Source organism: Aeromonas sp. 130281 (genome assembly GCF_056642115.1).
Window position 1 is genome coordinate 123,290 of sequence record NZ_JBWVQS010000001.1, and the last position, 18,615, is coordinate 141,904.

Below are 18,615 nucleotides of genomic sequence, written 5' to 3' on the forward strand. Positions count from 1 at the left end.
GATATGACATAAGGCGGCTTCGGTCGCCTTTTTTATTGGGGGTCGTGTGAGAGTCCTATATTTGCTGTTCCTGCTGCCGCTGGGAGCGTTTGCGAGCTGTCCGGCTGGGCTCAAGCTGTCCAATGTGCCGATAAGCACGACGCTGCCTTACTGCGTGAAATGGGAGTCATCCACCCTGGGCGGCTGTGAGGTGTCGTGTATTGGTGTTTGCGTCGAGTTCCCTAATGAAGGCACCAAGGGTCCTATTGAGACGACGGGGAGCGAATGCGCTCTTGGTGGTACGGGGGGTGATGGCGGCACTGGTGGCGACGGTGGGACAGGTGGTGATGGTGGAACAGGTGGTAATGGTGGTGCTCCATATTATTACCCGTTTAAAAATCAGGTGAGCCCTATTGGTGTCGGCGGTCATGATCAAGAGGCTACGACTGCGGCTCTAAAGCAAATTGATGAGGATATTCGTTGGTCTGCCATTAAATTTTATGAACAGGGTGAGGCTTCGCTCGCCACATTTAAAGATTTTAGTAAAGACCTGAGAAAGGTTACTGATGCGCTAAACACTCAAATTATCGGCTCTGAGCAAGTGGGCTTAATTAACAATCAGATGCTTTCTACGCTTAATCGGTCTGAGGATTGGATGCAGGAATTAACCCTCTGCATAACTAGACCCCTTGATTATAATTGTAGTCATTTGGCTGGTTCTGGTACAAGTGGTGCCGTTTCTACGGTTGACTTGTCTGCAATTAAAGGTGATGTTGCTTCGCTGAAAGCAATGCAGCAATCGGCTATGTCTACATTAGGTTCTATCAGTGGAAATACTAGTTCGATGGATTCCAACTTGCGTAATACGTCCAGCAAGTTGGGGTCTATAGATGGCACACTTAGGACGATGAATAGCACAAATTCATCCCAGTTAGGAGATATGCAAGGTAGCCTTGCGGCTATAAGGGGCATGACGCAACAGGCACTAAATTCAGGTTGGGGAAACCCTGGTGGTGGGCAAGGTGGGTCTGGTGATTTCAATATTGATTACTCTCAAATGCCTGGGGCGGCGGGTAATCCATTGCATGTTGCCAAGTCTAATTATGATTCCAAGCTCTGCGTTAATGATATTAGCTGTGAGTTTGACCTGAGTCAGATAACCAAAAAATATGATGATAGTAAAGAGTCACTGAAAAATGTTTATTTGAGCATAAAAGAGCAAATGTCTGAAATGTTCAAGTATGAGTTTTATGGTTCGGCATCGGCTCCAAAGTGTTTTGATATGTTCTCATTATTTGGCAAGTCGTATCAGGTTTGTCCTGATGCGGACGGCTATTGGGAGACGTTAGCGGCCATTATGATGTTTATTTTCTACTTCATTGCATTAATGATAGTTGCCAGGAGGTAAGGTTATGGAGTGGTTAGGTGATATGTTCGGCGGCCTGTTCAGCGACTTTTATAATCTTGCTGTCCAGGTAACTGCTTGGATTTCGGTTAAGCTGGCGATTCAGTGGGTTGAGTTCAAGTTATTCATGTTGATGTTTTCCTGGGACGTTGCCAGGGAAATCCTGATTAATCTGCAATTCAGCGATTTAATCTCCCAGGCGTTCAATAATCTGCCTGCTTCGGTGAGAGATATTTTGCTCTATCTGCATTTTGATAAAGGCTTGTCCGTTATTACCCAAGCGTTTGTAACCCGCTTCTTGCTGAATATGTTCGGGTGGTGATGTATGTCGATTAAAATCCATCATGGCGCTCCTGGTTCCTATAAATCCAGCGGGGCCATTCATACCGATGTGATCCCGGCCATCAAGGCGGGTCGCTACATCATCACCAACGTGCGCGGCTTCTCGGTTGAGCGCTGCCGTGAGGTGCTCGGCAAGGATGTGCCAGACGGCTTTGAGGTGCTCTATGTTGAGACGGAATCCCAGGAGGGACGCGATCATCTGGCACGGTTCTACCACTGGGCGCCCAAGGGGGCGTTCTTCCTGGTCGATGAGGTGCAACGGGTATTTCCGCCAGCGTGGCGCCAGAGTGATTTAGACCGCCTCGATTATCCAGGTGGGCCGGATAAGGCGAAAGAAGATGGCCGACCGGAAACCATCGACGTGGCATTTGATATGCACCGTCACCATAACTGGGACTTTGTATTAACGACCCCGAACATCAAAAAGGTGCATCAGGTAATTCGGGCAGCGGCTGAAACGGCCATTCGTCATACCAATATGGCGATATTGGGCATTGGTGGCCGTTATAAGACCGTGCTTCACCTCTCCGATAATTCCGGCACATCCCTTTCTGATGTGCTGCAAGCAAAGCCATTTAATAAGGTGCCCAAATATGTTTTCAAGCTTTATGACTCGACTACAACCGGTAAGGTCTCAGATACAATCGCGGGTAGCTCGATGCTGCGAGATCCTAAAATTCTATTTCTTCTGGCGGTGTGGGGACTCTGTGTATTCTTTGGCTTCATCAAGCCTGAGTATATTGATGCTCCTGCTAAGGCCCCTGCGCCCTCTCCTACCGCTGCTTCGGCTCCTGGGGCGGTGGGTGCTTCGCCCGCTGCTGATGTACGTCCTAGTGGCGCTCCTGCTGCGTCTGCTGATGGCGTCTTTGCTGTAGGCCCGTTCGCCGGATACCGGATGATCATCAACTGCCATGTGCTGACCAAGAGTGATCGAGACGTCTACAACGTCGAATACTGTTTCGCGCTGCGCAAGGGCGACGACGAACAAGCCATCTATGCCGAGGAGTGGCCTCAGTATTTCGTGGACGTAAAGGCCATGACAGCGTGCCATGCGGTGATCCAGTACCAAGGCAAGCCCGTGGATGTGTATTGTGACCCGGACGGGGATGCGCTGCGTAAGCGGGTCAACGGGGCGCTCTTTGCTGGCGCCAAGAATGGCGAGGCTCCGAGTGATGACCGGACATAAATACAACTGTGGATCTAATGGGGGGTTGCTGTGATTGGCATTGTCGCTGTCTGCATTGATATTGCCATCCTGGTAACCCTGGGGAGCAATCCTAACTATTCCGCCGAGGCTCGTTGGGCCTGCTTTGCCCTGGTAGCGCTGTTCTCGCTGCCTCCCCTGCTCTGGCTTTTTGGGGGCCACCTTATCGAGCTGGAGGTGAAGTGGCGGCACCACTGCCGGGAAAAACGCCGTGCTCGCGCTACTGCCGCTCGTCTCAAGTCTGGTAACTGAACCCCAGGGGCGTTAGCCCCTATAAGGCGACTCACTGAGGCTTATTGCCGGGAAGGTGGTAGGCTCGCCGAAACTTCTTTGGGGTGCTTCTGTTAGGCTGTGCCCCCCCTTCCCTGCTAAACAGGCGGTTAAGTGTTTTGAACAAAAACGTAACCACTCTTATTTGAAACTATCGCTTGATATTTCCTCGGGATACATCTCAAACCGTTTTCTGCTGATTTTGAATGAATAAAGTTTAACATGCTGTAATGGATGATCTTTTGATTTCAATAGGTGATATATTTCTTCTATTTTTTTCTTGTCAGCTCGACATCCAAAATAAATCTCTTTTATTGATTCCGGATCAATTTCTTTTAAAAATGACACCCCTGAAAATTCAGATAAATTTGACAGTTCGATTAAACCTAACCCCCCTTCATTTATCTTGTAGATATTTTTTTTATCGGTAAGGGTTATTTTTTTATCTCTCTCATAGGTGGCTAAATATGAGTCCAATACAAAAGTGTATGGTTCATCATCGAGCTCCACTGTTTTGGTGCTATTCATATCAGTTGCTAAGACATGAGTAGCTTGTAGGTATGATAGAATACATCTATGTTCTTTTTCATAAATCCATTCATCACTTTTAGTAAAAAAATGCCTTAAAAAACACTCTCTAACGGCGTTGCCTCTTGTTACTTTTTTGCTAAAATCAAATCTGTAATTGTCATAATTAACCTTGCGTGGTTTTAAAATGTCTACACAGTAGTGCTCAAATATCTTTTCTTTTTCAGAAATAGGTGGTGCGGTGTCCTTTAAAAACGTATCACTGAAACCTATGCATATCCCTTTGTGATGATTTCCATAATGAGCCCACATTAATGAATTACGCTGTGTTTCAGAAAGTGAAATAATGCCATTACTTGTTATCATATTCTCAATTGAACTTTCGAGACCCTCAATGCTTATTTTTTCATTTGAATATTCTATTGCTTTTTTTATATTTTCACTTGGGCTGCTTTCATACGGATCATTTAGATGTAATGGGATAGATATTTTTACCGTTGGCATATTAAAAAAATCAATGCTTAATAAACTTGAGTATTTATAAAGAATGTCCATGTGATCCCCCCGTGTAGTAATACGGGGGGAATTCTACCCGCATGGCTCCCAAAACGTCCACAACGAAAAGGGGGCTTGCGCCCCCTCCCCTGTCTACTTGATGCCGAGCTTCTTCCGCCAGCGGAAGGCTTCTCTCTGCTTCTCTGACATTTCCGCCTGGATGATGGCCAGCGCCTCGATCCTCCTTCTATCGAACATCACACCATTAGGTGCGATCAGGCAGTCATTCTTCATACGCCAGCCTTCCCAGGCCTTAAAAATCGTGGGCAGCTCCCGCCCTGATGCCATACGCATAAGCCGTTTATAGACAGGTGGGATCTCTTTACCCTTATCCCAATATGTGACCTGCCTCACAGAAACGAAACATAGATTTGCCGTCTCCTCTTCCGATAAACCGCATTCAAACCAACGAAAAATGAAGTTTTTGGTCAACTCTCGTTCCATCCAAGTAAATACCTGATAAACCAGCAAAATTGCGTGGGCTGGCTTATCGGCAGGTTTCAGATGGGCATTTAACCAAACGCGACATTATGCGCGGTTTTGTCTGGGACGGCTGGCGGGCATGTTTTCCCGCCACCTCACGCTTGACTGATGCACTGGGCCACACTTTGCACAGTCTGCACACGGGCACTCATTCATGCAGGCGATCCAGCGGCTTATGGTTGGCACTCTCGTGGCGTTCGCTGTTGCCGGTGTGCAGGTATTTGGATGTGGTGTCTATGCTGTCGTGTCCCGCGTCGGCCTGTACGTGTGACAGCGGCCGACCATGCAGGTTGATGTCGTGGGTGATGCCGGTATGGCGGATGGAGTGCGGCGTCAGGGTGCGCATCTCGGCGGCGTCCTGATCAAAACTATCCTGCTCGGCCAGGTTGGCGGCCTGCTCGAAGACCGCCATCACCAGATCCCGCAATTGGCGGATCCCCAGATTGGCGTTGAGCTCGCCTTGCTCCCGGCCATGGGCCGCCGCCTTGTGGCGCACGAAGAGCGGCGTCTGTTCGCCCGGGGTTGGCAGCGACGAGAGTCCAAGAAAGGTGCGATAGCGTGCTAATGCATCCAGCAACGCCTGGGAGACGGCCACTGTACGGCGTTTGCCGCCTTTGCTGCGTGGAATGTCATATCCCCAGACCCCGGTCTTGCTGTCGCGGCGAAACTGGCTCATGACGGGGCTGAAGCCCGGTCTGGCCGCCACCTCGGAGATACGCAGATAACAGGCGTACATCAGGCAGATGAGAAACCGGCTGCGCTCATGCTGGGCCGGGCATTCGGTTGCCAGCCGCTCGGCGGCCTGCATCACATAGGACCACTGCAATTCGGTAAAGGACTGGGCCTCTTCACCGGCATCCTGGTTGTCCGGTCGCTTGACCCGCTGCAGCAGGAGCGCCGGATTGCGATCCATGTACTCCTCCTGGATCAGGAACTGGAAGAAGGCCGACAGTATGGCGAGCTTGGTCTTCATCGCCTGTTCGCTCAGGCGGTATGGCAACTCGCGGCCCAGCTCCCGCTTGCCGAGAAACGGTCGCCACAAGGGGTTGGGCAACCGCTCTCCCCACTCCTTGTCGAGCACGAACTGGGCCACGTTTCGGTATGCGATAAGCCCTTGTGGCGGAGCCTGGCAGTAGTCGAGATAGCGCATCATGATGCGCCTGGTGAGATCCTTGGGGCTGATGGCCACCTCGCAGAAACACCAATGCAGGAAGGTGGTCAGCTCGCTGCGGTAGGTCTTGTAGTTGTTCTCGCTGTGGCGTTGCTCCAGCAGCCAGTCGACGGCCAGCTCATAGACGAGGCCGGCATCGGGGACATTGCCCAGGCTGAGGGTGGCCAGATACTGGTTGACCTGAGGATTGCCCGCCTCCAGATGGAGCAGATTGTCGAACAGCGGCATGGCGGGCGGCAGTGACGGATGAGTCATGATGGTGCTTGTGAGTCTTGTTGAGTGAGGCTGGCCTGATGTCGCGCAATCCTGATGCCGATAAATGGGGTTATCGGCATCAGGAGATGCCAGATGGTCCGGGGATGAGTCGTCAAGGCTTCCCCTGTCGGACAGAGGTCAGGATAGAACACGGTGTTTATTCAATGAATATGCACTCTTGTTGGAAATTTATCGGGGTAAATAGCGACAAGAGTGACTGAAAATCGGCTCTGCATGAATATTGTGGTGCGGAGCCCAGGGCTGGACGCCCTGCCCCGCCCTTCCCTTGTCAGGCCACGCTCTTGAGGGATTTTCCCTTGGGCTTCTCGGCGTCCACCTTGTCTTCCCTGGGGCTGATCCCCTGCCCCTTGCCGCCGCGCAACACGTTCTGCAGCAGATCCCGCTGCTCGGCCAGGTAAAAGGCCAGACTCTCCTGCTGCTCGGGCGCCAGCTGGACAGGTGCCCCGGCCAGCAGCGTCATCAGTTCATCGGCGGTATCCAGCAGCTTGTCATAGGCATCCGCCTCTTTCTTGCTGGCAAAGGTCATCTTCTCTACTCCCCCACGCACGACAACATACTTGATCTCAACGGCCATAGTGGCGTCCTCCTCATGATAGTGATTGCAAGTATATGTACGAATATACAGTGTTGCAAATAACACTCAGGATCCGCCACCGCGCCCATCGCTTTATCGGGCGTCTCTTATGTGGCAACCAGGTCCCGTGTTTCTCTCCATGGCCCTGGGAGTTGGCAGGCCGAGCCATCTTTTCTTGGCCAGAGGCTGAGCTGCGGCAAGACAGCGAAGGCGTTTTAGGGTAAATTTTATCAATTCCTTCAACAGGTTGAATCGTATGTCGGATCCCCACTCCGTGATCGTCTGCCCGGCGTGTGACTTGCTGATCGAACGCAAGCTGCTGCCCCTGCGTCGTCACGCCCATTGTCCGCGCTGTCACCAGCATCTCTATGGGCGCTATGCTTTTCGTCCTTCCCAGTTGATGGCCCTCACCATCACCGGCTTCCTGCTGCTCCCCTCCGCCCTCTTCGAACCCCTGCTCTACCTGCGTCTGGCGGGGGTCAACTCCGATGCCAACCTGCTCAAAGGCATTCTGATGCTGTTTGAGGAGGGCGAGCTCTGGGTGGCGAGCCTGGTGCTCTGGTGCGCCGTGCTGGCGCCGGTGGGGCTGCTGCTCGGCATCTTTGCGCTCGCCTCCGGCCTTGCCAAGCGCTGGCACCTGCTGGCCCCGACGCTCAAGGCCGTGGAGGTGTTCCGGCACTGGGCCATGCTGGAGGTCTACATCGTCAGCCTGCTGGTCGCCCTGTTCAAGCTCATCGACATCGCCGACGTGCGCCTGGGGGGCGGTCTGCTCAGCCTGGGCATATTGATGCTGCTCAACATGACGTTGCTCATCCTCTTCGACCCCGCCCCCTACTGGGAGCGGATACCGCTGCAAAACGCCTCGCAGGAGCCGGATCATGATACCGACCAGCGCCCGTGAACTCGGGCTCTGCCGCTGCCACACCTGCGGACTGCTGGTGCGTTACCAGAGCGCCATGCGCTGCCCCCGCTGCCACAGCCCGTTGCAGATGCGGATCCCCCGCTCATTGGCCTGGTCATGGGGCCTGCTGGCGCTCGCCGCCTTCATGCTGCTGCCCGCCAACCTGCTGCCCATCACCCATTTCTACAACAAGGGATTACTGCAGTCCGATACCATTTTCAGCGGTATCATGGCGCTCTATCGCAGCAAGATGTCAGGGATAGCCACCATAGTGCTGACCGCGAGCATCATAGTCCCCATCGGCAAGATACTGGGGCTGGGCTGGATCTGCTGGCAGTTGCAGCGCAGCAAGCCGGTGCGGCGCAAGCGTCAGCTCATCATGTATCGCATCATCGATTTCATCGGTCGCTGGTCCATGCTGGACCTGTTCGTGATCTCGCTGATGGTGGCCCTGGTGGATCGCGGAGTCTTGCTCAACGTGCGGGCCGGGCCCGGGGCAACCGCCTTCGCCGGCGTGGTGATCCTCACCATGATGTCGGCCCGGATGCTCGACACCCGTCTACTGTGGGACAAGGCGGCCCGTTAATGCATTTTTTCTGTATCGGATGTGCTGTGCATCACAGCCAATTTAAGGAGTCGGTATGATCGGGGCTGAACCCGTCATTGAGAAACATCGCTGGTTATCCCCAGTCTGGTTGTTGCCCTTCATCGCCCTCTTGCTGGCGGGTGGTTTCATCTACCAGCAGTGGACGAGCAGCGGTCAACTCATTCGCATCAACTTTGCCCAGGGCAATGGCATCCTGCCGGGCAAGACCCAGCTGCGTTATCAGGGGGTGGCCATAGGGGTGGTCCAGGACCTGGAGCTGGCACAGGACGGTCGCAAGATAGCCGTGCTCGCCAAGGTCGACAGCCGCGCCCGCCCGCTCATCCGCAAGGGCTCCGACTTCTGGCTGGTGAGCCCCAAGGCGTCGCTGACCGAGATCTCCGGTCTCGATACCCTGGTCTCCGGCAACTACATCAACCTGCAACCCGGTCGGGACAACAACCCGCTGGAGGACGAGTTCGATGCCCTGGACGGCCCTCCCCCCGGCTATCAGGCCCAGGGGCGCACCCTGCACCTGACCGCCGACTCCCTGGGATCGGTCGGCATCGGGGCCAAGATCTACTTCCGCGGGCTCGAGGTCGGCAGCGTCATCAATACCCGCCTGGGCGAAGACAACCAGAATGTGATCCTGGATCTGGTGATAGAGCCGCGCTTCGAGCACCTGGTCAAGGTGGATACCCGCTTCTGGAACATCAGCGGCATCAAGGGCTCCTTCAGCCTGGCCGGTGTCAGCGTGGAGGCTGGCAGCCTCACCTCCATACTGAGCGGCGGCATAGCGTTCGACTCCCCCAAGGCGTCGCCCGTCGCGCAGAAGGGGCTCAACTTCACCCTCTACAAGGGGCTGGCCGAGGCGGCCAGAGGGGAGCGCATCACCATCCAGGCGGGCTCCCTGCCAGTCAAGGAAGGCATGCCCATCCTCTATGAAGGGATAGAGATTGGCAGGATAGACCCCATTCGCCTGACCGAGCAGGGCCGGGTCGTCACTGCGCTGATCAACCCCGAACAGGCATTTCGAATGACCGGCAAGAGCCGCCTGGTCTGGGAGACTGTCTCCCTCTCCCCCACCGGGGTCAAGCACGCGGATCGCCTGCTGGCCGGACCGGCCATCCGTCTCGACTATGTGGCAGGGGAAAAGGTCGGCACCATGACGCTGGCGAGCCAGGAGCCGCGCAATGGCATCAAGCTGACCCTGCAGGCGGACGATCTCGCCGGTCTGAACGAGGGGGCCCCGCTCTGGTTCAAGGGGTTGCAGATAGGTGAGCTGGGGGCGTTGAGCCTGGATGCCGGCGGCAATGCCAGCGTCAGCCTGGTGGTGAACGAGCGTTATCAGCACCTGCTGAAGCGGGCCCGTTTCTATCGCGCCGCCCCCTTGCAGGTCCAGGCCGATCTGAGCGGCCTCAAGGTGGAGACCAGCCCGGCGAGCGCCTGGCTGGCGGGCGGGATCAAGCTTGTCCAGGCCACCGTGGGGGAGCGTATCGATCGCCTCTATCCCAGTCAGGAGCTGGCCCTGCTCGGCAGTCGTGATGCAAGACCCGAGCGCTGGACACTGCGTGCCGAGCAAGCGGACGGGATAGGCGTAGGCTCCCCCGTCCTCTATCTGGGGCTGGAAGCGGGCAAGGTCAAGGCGTTGAAAGCCGAGGAGCGCGGGGTGGCCATCACCCTGGAGATAGACGCCGTCTACGCCCCCCTGCTCAGGCAGCAGCCCCAGTTCTGGAAGAAGGCGGCCATCGACGGCAAGATCCGGCTCGACGGGGTGCAGGTCAAGATGGGCAACCTCGCCACCCTGCTGCGGGGGGCCATCGAATTTGACCGGCTCGGCACTGGCCGCAGCAGCCATCAGCTGTTTGACAGCAAGGAGCAGGCCAGCACCCAGGTGCGCACCCTGACCCTGACCGCCGACAGCAACCCCGGGCTCGGGGTGGGCAGCCCCATCCGTTACCGCGGGGTGGACATCGGCAAGGTGGAGCAGATTGAACTGGATCCCGCCCTGGGTCAGGTGAGCTTCAGGGCCGAGCTGGATGGGCAGTATGCCGCCCGCTTCCTGCAGAGCGGCGCGCGCTACACCCTGGTACAGGCCAAGCTCGGGCTGGGGGGCGTCTCCCACCTGGACACCCTGATCAAGGGCGCTTTCGTGGAGGCAAGCCCGGGCCAGGGCGCGGGCAAGGAGCGCTTCCCCCTGAGTCAGAGCGCCCCCATCGGCTTGGCCCTGACCCTCAAGAGCCCCTCCGTGAGCGGCATCAGCGTCGGCAGCCCCCTGCTGTTTCGCAAGATGGTGGTGGGCAGCGTCAGCGAAGTGGCGCTGGCACGGGATGGCAGCGAGGTACTGATCGAGGTGAACGTCGCTCAGGAATACGCCCACCTGGTGCGCGCCAACAGCCGCTTCTGGAACGTGTCCGGGGTCAAGGCCGACATCGGCCTGACCGGCGGCACCATAGAGGTGGAAACCGTACAGAGCCTGCTGGCCGGCGGCATCGCCTTCAACACCCCGGAGCGGGAGATGGGGCCGACCGTCAAGGCGGGCCACAGCTACCCGCTCTATGGCAAGGCGGAGAAGGAGTGGCTGGAGTGGAGCCCCCGCATCCAGCCCTGATGTTGTCCTGACCCTTTGACCCAAGCCCGGCCCAGTGCCGGGCTTGTTCGTTTTGCCCATCGCCCATTCAGAATATTCCGACCCCTGTGGTACTATGTTGCCCCTCTTTTGGGTCAGCGAGACGGCACTGTGCACGACAATACCTACCTTCCCGAACACTTCCTGCGTCATATCGCGGACATCATGCCGGCCCATCTCTCCATGGATGCGTTTGTGGCGAGCTGTCGGCGGCCGCTGCGGCGCAGCATCCGGGTCAACACCCTCAAGATATCCGTGCCCGACTTCGTGACACGCATGGCGCCACTGGGCTGGCAGCTGGATCCCGTGCCCTGGTGCGAGACCGGCTTCTGGCTGACCCGGGCCGACGAGAGCGTGCCCCTTGGCAACACCGCCGAGCACCTGTGCGGCCTCTTCTACATCCAGGAGGCGAGCTCCATGCTGCCGGTGACGGCGCTCTTTGCCAGCGAGCGGATAAAGCACGATGGCATGCTGCTGGATGCGGCGGCGGCGCCCGGCTCAAAGACTACCCAGGTAGCGGCCCTGATGGACAACCAGGGCATGCTGGTTGCCAACGAGTTTTCCAGCAGCCGGCTCAAGGTGCTGAGCGCCAATATCCAGCGCTGTGGCGTGACCAACGTGGGCATGACCCATTTCGATGCCAAGGTGTTTGGCCAGTGGTTGCCGGAAACCTTCGATGCCATCCTGCTCGATGCCCCCTGCTCGGGGGAAGGCACGGTGCGCAAGGATGAAGATGCCCTACGCAACTGGAGTCTCGAGAGCATCGAGGAGATCGCCGCTGTGCAGCAAGGGCTGCTGGAGAGTGCCTTCCACGCCCTCAAACCCGGTGGCGTGCTGGTCTATTCCACCTGCACCCTGAGCCTTCAGGAGAACCAGGCGGTCTGTCAATCGCTGCAAGAGAAGTTCGGCGACGCCCTGAGCGTCGACTCCCTGGCCTCTCTCTTCCCCGGTGCCGGGCAGGCCTGCACCCCAGAGGGTTACTTGCATGTCTGGCCCCAGATCTTCGACAGCGAGGGCTTCTTCGTCGCCAGGATCAGCAAGCATCACTCAGTGCCCAACACCATGTTCAAGCCGGGCAAGCTCGGCAAGTTCCCCTTCTCCCCTCTGCCGGCGAAAGAGGCCGAGCCCATGTTGCGGGAGATAGAGGCGAGCTTTGGGGTCGCTGCGCGGGGTCAGCTGTTTGGCCGCAATGACGAGATCTGGCTCTTCCCCCACGCCTTCGAGCAGGTGCAGGGCAAGCTGCGCTTCGATCGCATCGGCATCAAGCTGGCGGAAACTTTCAAGAAGGGTTATCGCCTCACCCACGAATGGGCGCTGGCCTATGGCAGCCTGGCTACCCGGGGATGTGTCGAGCTGGATGCCGCCAACGGGCGGGAATTCATGATGGGGCGGGATGTCTGGCCCGAGCTGGCCCCGGGAACGGGGGAAGTGATCGTCCGCTATCAGGGTTACCCGCTTGGTATGGGAAAATGGGTCGGGAGCCGCATCAAGAATGCCCTGCCCCGTGAGCTGGTGCGGGACAACAACCTGTTCAACGAGTGAGATGCCGGCGGCCATTTCAAGGACTGACACCTGTTCGAGTCTGGAAAACCCACACTCTGGTTGAACTTTTAGTCACTTCTTGAAATGCCTCGCGCCTTGTCTAAGCTTAAGGCAATCCGCCTATCAATTAGCGCACGGCTCTGCAAGGAGCCAATTCCCCTATGCCAGGTACAAGGAATTCGTACCTGGCTTTTTTTATTCGCTGATCTCCGCGAGTGCTTTCTCCGGTCGCCCCTGGGGCACCAGCTCGTGCTGGTACAGCAGATCGATCGCCTGCTCGATGAGGGAAGCCTGATTGTCTTCCAGGTGCTGACCGAGCTCCTGCAACCGCTCGGCGTGGCGATTGCTGATCCAGCATTGCAGCCTGCTGTGGGTCTCCTGCTTGCGTTTCACGTGTTGGCGTTGCCGCTCGGCATTGTCTTGCGCCACATTCATCTTCATTTCCTGGCTCATATGTCATATGACCTTGCTAAATAAGAGAGTGGGGTTTGTTATCTCTCACTCTGGAGGGCGCCGGAATGACACTCCCCTGCCAGGGGTGAGAGCCGCCTGCTGTGCCTGGCTCTTTTCCCTTCATGGTGGCCCTTCACCGGCACAGCGTCGGGGTGTGAGAAATATATCATCAAATCAATCAGATGTTATTTAACATAAAAAATGCTTAGACGCGGTTAGAATCGGTTCCAGATTCAGGCCCCCCATCGTCATCATCCCCACTGCCAGCGCGGTCCCTGTGCTGGCGCAATACTTTTTTAGGGCGTCGTACCACGCGGCTTTTGCCACTGGTGTCTTGGCTCTGACGGCTTGCAGTGAAATCATCACTTCCAGCGGGTCCAGACCTGCCCCTTCGGCAAGGAAAATCGCTGTTTCATCAGTGAATTGCTTTCTTCCGTGGTTTATGTCGGCAATGTGAGCGCTGCTAAAACCGAGGTCTTGGCAAACTTCACTGTATTTCGTGTAGTTTTTCGCTCTCATATATGCCGCCATTAGCGTTTTTGAGTCCATTAAATTTCCTCCAGTTAGCTAGCTTGCTTGTTCCTTACCTCTGATTTTGCACTATTTCTGCCGTTTGCACCTAACACGTTTAATAGCTACAACACTAGCTATTAAGCGAGCTACGAGGCTAAGTCACATGGAACGCCAGACCCTACAGCAGCAAACCCCGATTTACCACGTCTGCCAGCAGTGCGGCGGCGAAGGCTGCGAGGCTTGTTCTGACTTCTGCATCTTAGACGGTGACATCCAGCTTGACCCTGAATGGGATGACGAGCTGCCATCTGTCACAGTGGGGGCTTAAGTCATGCACCCGTCCTGGTCAGTTCTCGCAGTCCAGATTGCTATCTGCTTCATCCTCCTCCTCCTTCTGGCGTCCTGCGACCCTGAATCGTTACTGAGGATGCGCAAATGACCCTCTTCACCTCCTACTCTGGCCGCAAGGAGCTGCGCGATGCTCACCCTTCCGCCTCTCGACCCTCCAGCATGGTACGTCATGCTGACACCGACCGACTCTGCTCAAGCAGGTCTTTACGTCTTGCTGGCTGCCCTGCTGACGATTTACGGGGCAACGCGTCCTTAGACGATTACTACATGCAGTTGCGCAGCTCCCCGGCCTACATGGCCATGCTGCGCGAACAGTGGGCGCAAGAAAACAACGTGCAACTTGATGTTGCAACCCCGTGGTGGAAAGCCCAGGCGCCGACCCCGGCTGAGGTGGTTCGTACCTCCCCTGCCCCGTTCAGCCCCGAAGCCCAAGCCGACAAGTTCGCCGCCCTGCCCATCGGCAGCGCCGAGGATGCCAAGCTCCGCGAGCGCGTCGTGCTCCGTCACCCTGCCTGTGTAGGATGGTTCACTCATGTCTATCAATCGCGTAATGCGTTACTGGGCGTACAAGCTGCTAACGAGGCAGCACGGCGCCTCGATCAGTCTCTGTCTGTTCATGGTGAGCTCGGCGAGTTTCGTTATTCTGCCGATGATGACGCTGTTGACACCTTTGCCAGACGATTCGCTGAGCATACCGGTCGTCTGGTTGCTACAAGATCTCATGCTGTTGCTCTCCGCCTGGTTGTGGCACTGGCTCATGAGTACGGGCTTCACCCTGTGGCTACAGTCACCCAGGAACAGGAAGATGACCCCTATCCAACCCTTAATCGCTGGGCCGATATGGCATGGGTTCGTCGTCGCCTTCGTGGTCTGTCAGCTCGCCGTTTATACGACGCCGCTCGGGAACATGCCCTTATCAGCGCAAGACTGGCGGCATATACAACTGATCTCTCTGTCGCTCGGCGTGCTTACCGGCTCGCTCGCAATGATGAAACCCTGTCTGCGCTTGTGGCGCACAATGCGGACGATGTATTCGACGCGGTAGGCATGAAAGAGGCCGTCGACGCCAGCACCAGTAACCGCACCAACCGCCGCGCCGAGCTGATGACCCGCCTCCGTGGCTTCGAAGAGTGCGCTAAAGAGCAACGTCATGTTGCAATCTTCCTGACCTTTACGTGTCCAAGCCGCTTCCACTCCGTTCACCGCAACGGCACCAGTAACCAGAACTGGCTTGACGCCGGTCGTCCCAGCGTTAGGGCCGCCCAAGGCTGGCTTATCAATGCCTGGAACAACATCCGCAAGCGCGCCGACGAGGCCGCCATCAAGCCCTACGGCTTCCGGTTCGCTGAGCCCCATCACGACGGCACACCCCACTGGCACGCCGTGCTGTTCATGTCCCTCAAGGACACCAAGGACTATCTGAAAATCTGCCGTGAGCAGATGCTCGCCGACGCCGGTAACGAGCCAGGCGCAAAGCAACACCGCTTCAAGGTGGTGTTCATCGACCCGCGCAAGGGCTCGGCCTGCGGCTACTGCTCCAAGTACGTCGCCAAGAACATCGACGGCTACGCCGTGGGCAAAGACCATGAGGCCGGCAAGCGTGCCAAGGCCATCGACACCGCCGCCCGGGTCGATGCGTGGAAATCCGATAACCGCATCCGCCAGTTCCAGCAAATCGGCGGCCCTTCAGTCACTGCGTGGCGCGAGTTCCGCCGTCTGCGCACCGAACTCGACCAGGAAAATCCGATGTTCAATGACCTGACCCCCGAGCAGCACTTTGCGCTCGAAAACGTCCGCAAAGCCGCCGACGCCGGAGATTGGGCCGCCTTCTGCTGCGCCATGGGTGGCGTTCAGGTGCGCCGTGCCGACCAGACCGTGAAAGTCCAGTACGGCATTCCCGAGGCCATGATGATGCTCTGCGACGAGGATGGGGTGCTGATGCACACCCCGCGCAAGAGCAAGACCCAGTACGGCGACAAGGCCGCCCTGCGTGCCATGGGCCTGATGTACTGCGATGTCTTCCTGCTCACCCGCGCCAAGGACTGGCTTATCACCTCCAAGGAGAAGTGGGAGGCCGCCTGCAAGAAAACCATGGAGGGTATCGCTGAGCAGTTCGACACCCTGCACGACGAGAAGGTCTACCAGTTCATGGAATACGAGGCCTATGAAGCGATGCGGCAGGTGGCGATTTGTGACCACCAGTCCCGTGTCTGGCTGCTGTATCCCGACACCGACCGCCTCGCGGGGTCCCCCCCGGGGTGCGAGCCGGACGGTGTCGGCTTGGACCCGTGTCATTAACTGTCCTGTCTTTACCAAAACCCAATAACCGGAGAAGCGAAAATGGAAATTGTTGGAAACATCATGGATGCCGACGACATCGTGCTGAGTACCCGTAACCGCAACGGCACCGACGTTCAGGTCGGCACCTTCAAGTTCATGACCACCAAGCCCACCTCCGTCATCGAGGTTGGCCTGAGCGAAGAGCAGGTCAAGGGCAACATGCACGTCGAACTCAAGGCGCTGGTCGGTAGCCGCATCACCCTTCAGCTCGAATACGTCGATAGCGCCTATGCCGGTGCTCAGGGCCAGCACAAGCAGTTCAACGGCTTCCGTCTGTTCGCTCTGCCCAACAACGCCAAGAAGGCGTAACCAATGCGCTGCGTCCAAGTTACCGCCGAGGGCTTCCTGCAAGCCGTTGATGTGGCACTCGACCAGTGCCAAGGCGCGTATCTGGTCGAGCAACAAGACATAGCCTCCATGGTCGCTTGGCTCGACCCTGCAACCGTGGGCTATGGCACTTTGGCGGCCCTGCTGGGTGCCGCTTTCACGGGCGTGATAACGGTCTACTACTCCTCATGGGCGTGGGCCCGTGTCCGCTCAATCATTGGAATGAGATAAGGAAAGTCACATGAAAAAACTGACCATCATTGCCGCCATGCTGCTGTCTGCTGGCGCTGCTCATGCTGCTGACGGTATCGACCTGACCGGCGTTCAGACCGCGTTCCTGGCCACCATCGCCGCCATCACCGTGTTCGTGGGTGCTGCGGGTCTGGGCAAGGCCGGGCTGGGTGCGGTGATCTGGGGCTGGCGTAAGGCGGTGTCTGTCGTCAGCGGACGGTAACATCATGTTGCACCCCAAAGGGGCGGCTCACGCCGTCCCTTTTTTATTGGAGAGGACGCCATGGTTTGGGCTCCCGTAATGTTTATCACAGGGTTGGTGCTGGCGTATGCGTACATATCAGGAAGTAATTCGCGCCATTAGTGTGCGCTGGTTAATCAAGAAAACCCTCAGAACTGCAATATACTGCCTGAATCCGTTCAGGCTAATTAAGTGGTGCATTTATATTGTGCTGGGAGCCATATTCCTAGGTGTGCTGACGCTGGTTGCTGGTAATTACGTTCATGCTGTCGAGTCTATACCTGCTACGGCTGGTGACCCTGGACCAAATACAGTTTCAAGTGAATGTGGAATGTATGTTAATAACGGCTATACACGTTATCTTACAAACGCAAATTATACGCAATGTGCATCTGCTATGGGCGGGCCACCTATAAGCGTTGGCGCAGCGGCTGGTTCTTTTACTCAAGGCTCTTATAAAGTTTATCAATGGCAGATTAATTACAACGGTGCGCCATGGCAGCTGCACACAATGAGGATGTATTTTACTGCGGCTCAACTTTCTAAAGTATGCCCTCCCGCGGGCAATCCTAAATACGTTGTTGGCCCAGTTGTTGTTAATGGCGTTCCTATGTGCCAGACACTTCCTCTTCAATGTCTCACAGGCTCAATAAAAGAAACGAATGTTATTACCGGAAAGGAGTTCTGTCGACCTATTTGCAATGGAATAGCCGGTAATACCCTCGATAATGTCTCTTATTTTCAATCAAATTTCGGCTCAGTCCAGATACAGTGTTATGGGCAGTGCTCCATACAGCCTCAGGGTGTGTCAGTTAGCCTGGGGGCAACGCCGAACATCTACACCGGTGATGTGAAGTTCACTGGCGAGAACTGTCCAGTTCAGACCAATGGTGAAGTCGACAACGTCGACCAGTCCGGTGATGTGGCGCCCCCTGATTCGTCCGATGCCACCAACGGGGCTCAAGACCAGCTCCAGAACGCAGCCAGTGGTGCTATCTCAAACACCGTATCTGGTGCGACTGGCACGGCAGACCTTAATGCCGTGGTCGACAAGATAGCCGAGGCCAGTAACGCCGAAATTAAGGCCACCTCAGAGCAGAACGCCGCCCTGGGCAAGGTCATCCAGAATACCGGCAAGGACATACAGGCATCCATCAAAGAGGCTCAGCTCTCTGCCTCACAGGGCAATGCAGGTGCCAGCTTGGGGCAGGTACAGACGGCCAATGCTATCAAGGAAGGCAACGCTCAGATGGGCACCAAACTGGATGCCATCAACAACGGCAATGCCCAGCTTGGCGGCAAGCTCGATGCCATCAAGGACGCTATCGAGGCGGGTAATGAGGAAGGTGAGGAAGAGCCAGACCCTACCCTTCCTCCAGGTGATACCGAAATCACGGTTGATCCTAACGACGTCAATCCGAACCCTAATGACTGGTCGACACGTAATTATGGCACTGTCATGCAACATCACGTTGCAGCCATGAATCAGTTGCCCTTGTTCACCAGCATGGGCCAGTTCTTTGAGATCAATATGGGGGCAGGCTCATGCCCTACGTTCAGTATCAATTTGCCCGAGATTGGCGGCATGGGGGGTAATACCCTGCTGTTCGATGTGTTCTGTAGCGAGGAGTTCAGGAAGCTTTTCGTTATTATTGCGCTCTGCGTGAAGCTGCTTGGTATGGCTGCAGGCTTTAGAATCGCCTTCTTGGATTAAGGA

General features: G+C 56.3%; 17 protein-coding genes. 11 read left to right on the plus strand and 6 right to left on the minus strand.

Going from position 1 to position 18,615, the window contains the following annotated elements:
• Positions 1-61 precede the first annotated feature (61 nt).
• Genes AC1IN8_RS00575 through AC1IN8_RS00585 form a run of 3 tightly spaced genes read left to right on the plus strand, consistent with a single transcriptional unit; the run spans position 62 to position 2,912 of the window.
• The gene (locus AC1IN8_RS00575; RefSeq protein ID WP_479757689.1) at positions 62-1,387 is read left to right on the plus strand and encodes a hypothetical protein; all 1,326 of its coding nucleotides are present in this window, start codon (positions 62-64) and stop codon (positions 1,385-1,387) included.
• 4 nt (positions 1,388-1,391) lie between these two features.
• Positions 1,392-1,706 carry a DUF2523 domain-containing protein gene (locus tag AC1IN8_RS00580; RefSeq protein ID WP_259241884.1) on the plus strand — a complete coding sequence of 105 codons (315 nt, stop codon included), beginning with the start codon at positions 1,392-1,394 and terminating at the stop codon, positions 1,704-1,706.
• Between the two features lie 3 nt (positions 1,707-1,709).
• Positions 1,710-2,912, plus strand: coding sequence for a zonular occludens toxin family protein (locus tag AC1IN8_RS00585; protein WP_479757690.1), 1,203 nt, complete (start codon positions 1,710-1,712; stop codon positions 2,910-2,912).
• A gap of 429 nt (positions 2,913-3,341) precedes the next feature.
• On the opposite strand, the gene AC1IN8_RS00590 is transcribed toward AC1IN8_RS00585, so the two are convergent.
• The 4 genes from AC1IN8_RS00590 to AC1IN8_RS00605 all read right to left on the minus strand — a co-directional run bounded on the left by AC1IN8_RS00590 (position 3,342) and on the right by AC1IN8_RS00605 (position 6,787).
• Positions 3,342-4,283, minus strand: a complete 942-nt coding sequence (locus AC1IN8_RS00590; protein WP_479757691.1) for a DUF2971 domain-containing protein — start codon at positions 4,281-4,283, stop codon at positions 3,342-3,344.
• Between the two features lie 93 nt (positions 4,284-4,376).
• Complete coding sequence (locus AC1IN8_RS00595) at positions 4,377-4,727, minus strand: DUF3653 domain-containing protein (RefSeq protein WP_479757692.1); 351 nt, start codon at positions 4,725-4,727, stop codon at positions 4,377-4,379.
• Positions 4,728-4,914: 187 nt separating this feature from the next.
• Entirely contained in the window at positions 4,915-6,192 is a 1,278-nt protein-coding gene (locus AC1IN8_RS00600) for a tyrosine-type recombinase/integrase (protein WP_479757693.1), read from the minus strand.
• 289 nt (positions 6,193-6,481) lie between these two features.
• Complete coding sequence (locus AC1IN8_RS00605) at positions 6,482-6,787, minus strand: YebG family protein (RefSeq protein ID WP_139434480.1); 306 nt, start codon at positions 6,785-6,787, stop codon at positions 6,482-6,484.
• A 256-nt stretch (positions 6,788-7,043) separates the two neighbouring features.
• Between AC1IN8_RS00605 and AC1IN8_RS00610 the strand changes: the two genes are divergently transcribed.
• The 4 genes from AC1IN8_RS00610 to rsmF all read left to right on the plus strand — a co-directional run bounded on the left by AC1IN8_RS00610 (position 7,044) and on the right by rsmF (position 12,442).
• A complete protein-coding gene (locus tag AC1IN8_RS00610) occupies positions 7,044-7,688 on the plus strand; it encodes a paraquat-inducible protein A (protein WP_479757694.1) in 645 nt (214 codons plus the stop codon).
• The gene (locus AC1IN8_RS00615) at positions 7,666-8,274 is read left to right on the plus strand and encodes a paraquat-inducible protein A (RefSeq protein WP_202045727.1); all 609 of its coding nucleotides are present in this window, start codon (positions 7,666-7,668) and stop codon (positions 8,272-8,274) included. Before AC1IN8_RS00610 ends, AC1IN8_RS00615 begins: the two co-directional genes overlap by 23 nt.
• A gap of 55 nt (positions 8,275-8,329) precedes the next feature.
• The gene (locus AC1IN8_RS00620) at positions 8,330-10,882 is read left to right on the plus strand and encodes a PqiB family protein (protein WP_479757695.1); all 2,553 of its coding nucleotides are present in this window, start codon (positions 8,330-8,332) and stop codon (positions 10,880-10,882) included.
• A 129-nt stretch (positions 10,883-11,011) separates the two neighbouring features.
• Complete coding sequence (gene rsmF / locus AC1IN8_RS00625) at positions 11,012-12,442, plus strand: 16S rRNA (cytosine(1407)-C(5))-methyltransferase RsmF (RefSeq protein WP_479757696.1); 1,431 nt, start codon at positions 11,012-11,014, stop codon at positions 12,440-12,442.
• A gap of 195 nt (positions 12,443-12,637) precedes the next feature.
• On the opposite strand, the gene AC1IN8_RS00630 is transcribed toward rsmF, so the two are convergent.
• Together AC1IN8_RS00630 and AC1IN8_RS00635 are read right to left on the minus strand one after the other, a co-directional pair.
• The gene (locus AC1IN8_RS00630) at positions 12,638-12,895 is read right to left on the minus strand and encodes a RepB family protein (protein WP_202045724.1); all 258 of its coding nucleotides are present in this window, start codon (positions 12,893-12,895) and stop codon (positions 12,638-12,640) included.
• 189 nt (positions 12,896-13,084) lie between these two features.
• Positions 13,085-13,444, minus strand: coding sequence for a DUF3693 domain-containing protein (locus tag AC1IN8_RS00635; RefSeq protein WP_479757697.1), 360 nt, complete (start codon positions 13,442-13,444; stop codon positions 13,085-13,087).
• A gap of 399 nt (positions 13,445-13,843) precedes the next feature.
• On the opposite strand from AC1IN8_RS00635, the gene AC1IN8_RS00640 reads away from it, so the two are divergent.
• The 4 genes from AC1IN8_RS00640 (at position 13,844) to AC1IN8_RS00655 (ending at position 18,612) form a co-directional block, all read left to right on the plus strand.
• Positions 13,844-16,057 carry a replication endonuclease gene (locus AC1IN8_RS00640; protein WP_479757698.1) on the plus strand — a complete coding sequence of 738 codons (2,214 nt, stop codon included), beginning with the start codon at positions 13,844-13,846 and terminating at the stop codon, positions 16,055-16,057.
• A 42-nt stretch (positions 16,058-16,099) separates the two neighbouring features.
• Positions 16,100-16,408: a hypothetical protein gene (locus AC1IN8_RS00645; RefSeq protein WP_479757699.1), complete on the plus strand. Its 309-nt coding sequence runs from the start codon at positions 16,100-16,102 to the stop codon at positions 16,406-16,408.
• Between the two features lie 259 nt (positions 16,409-16,667).
• Positions 16,668-16,880 carry a hypothetical protein gene (locus AC1IN8_RS00650; protein ID WP_479757700.1) on the plus strand — a complete coding sequence of 71 codons (213 nt, stop codon included), beginning with the start codon at positions 16,668-16,670 and terminating at the stop codon, positions 16,878-16,880.
• 106 nt (positions 16,881-16,986) lie between these two features.
• Positions 16,987-18,612, plus strand: a complete 1,626-nt coding sequence (locus tag AC1IN8_RS00655) for a hypothetical protein (protein WP_479757701.1) — start codon at positions 16,987-16,989, stop codon at positions 18,610-18,612.
• The last annotated feature ends 3 nt before the right edge of the window (positions 18,613-18,615 follow it).

What these genes read in the sequence shown, in the direction of transcription:
- AC1IN8_RS00640 (WP_479757698.1), top strand. Translation starts at nt 13,844, where the DNA reads ATGACCCTCTTCACCTCCTACTCTGGCCGCAAGGAGCTGCGCGATGCT.
- AC1IN8_RS00600 (WP_479757693.1), bottom strand. Translation starts at nt 6,192, where the DNA reads ATGACTCATCCGTCACTGCCGCCCGCCATGCCGCTGTTCGACAATCTG.
- AC1IN8_RS00645 (WP_479757699.1), top strand. Translation starts at nt 16,100, where the DNA reads ATGGAAATTGTTGGAAACATCATGGATGCCGACGACATCGTGCTGAGT.
- AC1IN8_RS00580 (WP_259241884.1), top strand. Translation starts at nt 1,392, where the DNA reads ATGGAGTGGTTAGGTGATATGTTCGGCGGCCTGTTCAGCGACTTTTAT.
- AC1IN8_RS00615 (WP_202045727.1), top strand. Translation starts at nt 7,666, where the DNA reads ATGATACCGACCAGCGCCCGTGAACTCGGGCTCTGCCGCTGCCACACC.
- AC1IN8_RS00620 (WP_479757695.1), top strand. Translation starts at nt 8,330, where the DNA reads ATGATCGGGGCTGAACCCGTCATTGAGAAACATCGCTGGTTATCCCCA.
- AC1IN8_RS00605 (WP_139434480.1), bottom strand. Translation starts at nt 6,787, where the DNA reads ATGGCCGTTGAGATCAAGTATGTTGTCGTGCGTGGGGGAGTAGAGAAG.
- AC1IN8_RS00590 (WP_479757691.1), bottom strand. Translation starts at nt 4,283, where the DNA reads ATGGACATTCTTTATAAATACTCAAGTTTATTAAGCATTGATTTTTTT.
- AC1IN8_RS00610 (WP_479757694.1), top strand. Translation starts at nt 7,044, where the DNA reads ATGTCGGATCCCCACTCCGTGATCGTCTGCCCGGCGTGTGACTTGCTG.
- AC1IN8_RS00650 (WP_479757700.1), top strand. Translation starts at nt 16,668, where the DNA reads ATGAAAAAACTGACCATCATTGCCGCCATGCTGCTGTCTGCTGGCGCT.
- AC1IN8_RS00585 (WP_479757690.1), top strand. Translation starts at nt 1,710, where the DNA reads ATGTCGATTAAAATCCATCATGGCGCTCCTGGTTCCTATAAATCCAGC.
- AC1IN8_RS00595 (WP_479757692.1), bottom strand. Translation starts at nt 4,727, where the DNA reads ATGGAACGAGAGTTGACCAAAAACTTCATTTTTCGTTGGTTTGAATGC.
- AC1IN8_RS00655 (WP_479757701.1), top strand. Translation starts at nt 16,987, where the DNA reads ATGCGTACATATCAGGAAGTAATTCGCGCCATTAGTGTGCGCTGGTTA.
- AC1IN8_RS00635 (WP_479757697.1), bottom strand. Translation starts at nt 13,444, where the DNA reads ATGGACTCAAAAACGCTAATGGCGGCATATATGAGAGCGAAAAACTAC.
- AC1IN8_RS00630 (WP_202045724.1), bottom strand. Translation starts at nt 12,895, where the DNA reads ATGAGCCAGGAAATGAAGATGAATGTGGCGCAAGACAATGCCGAGCGG.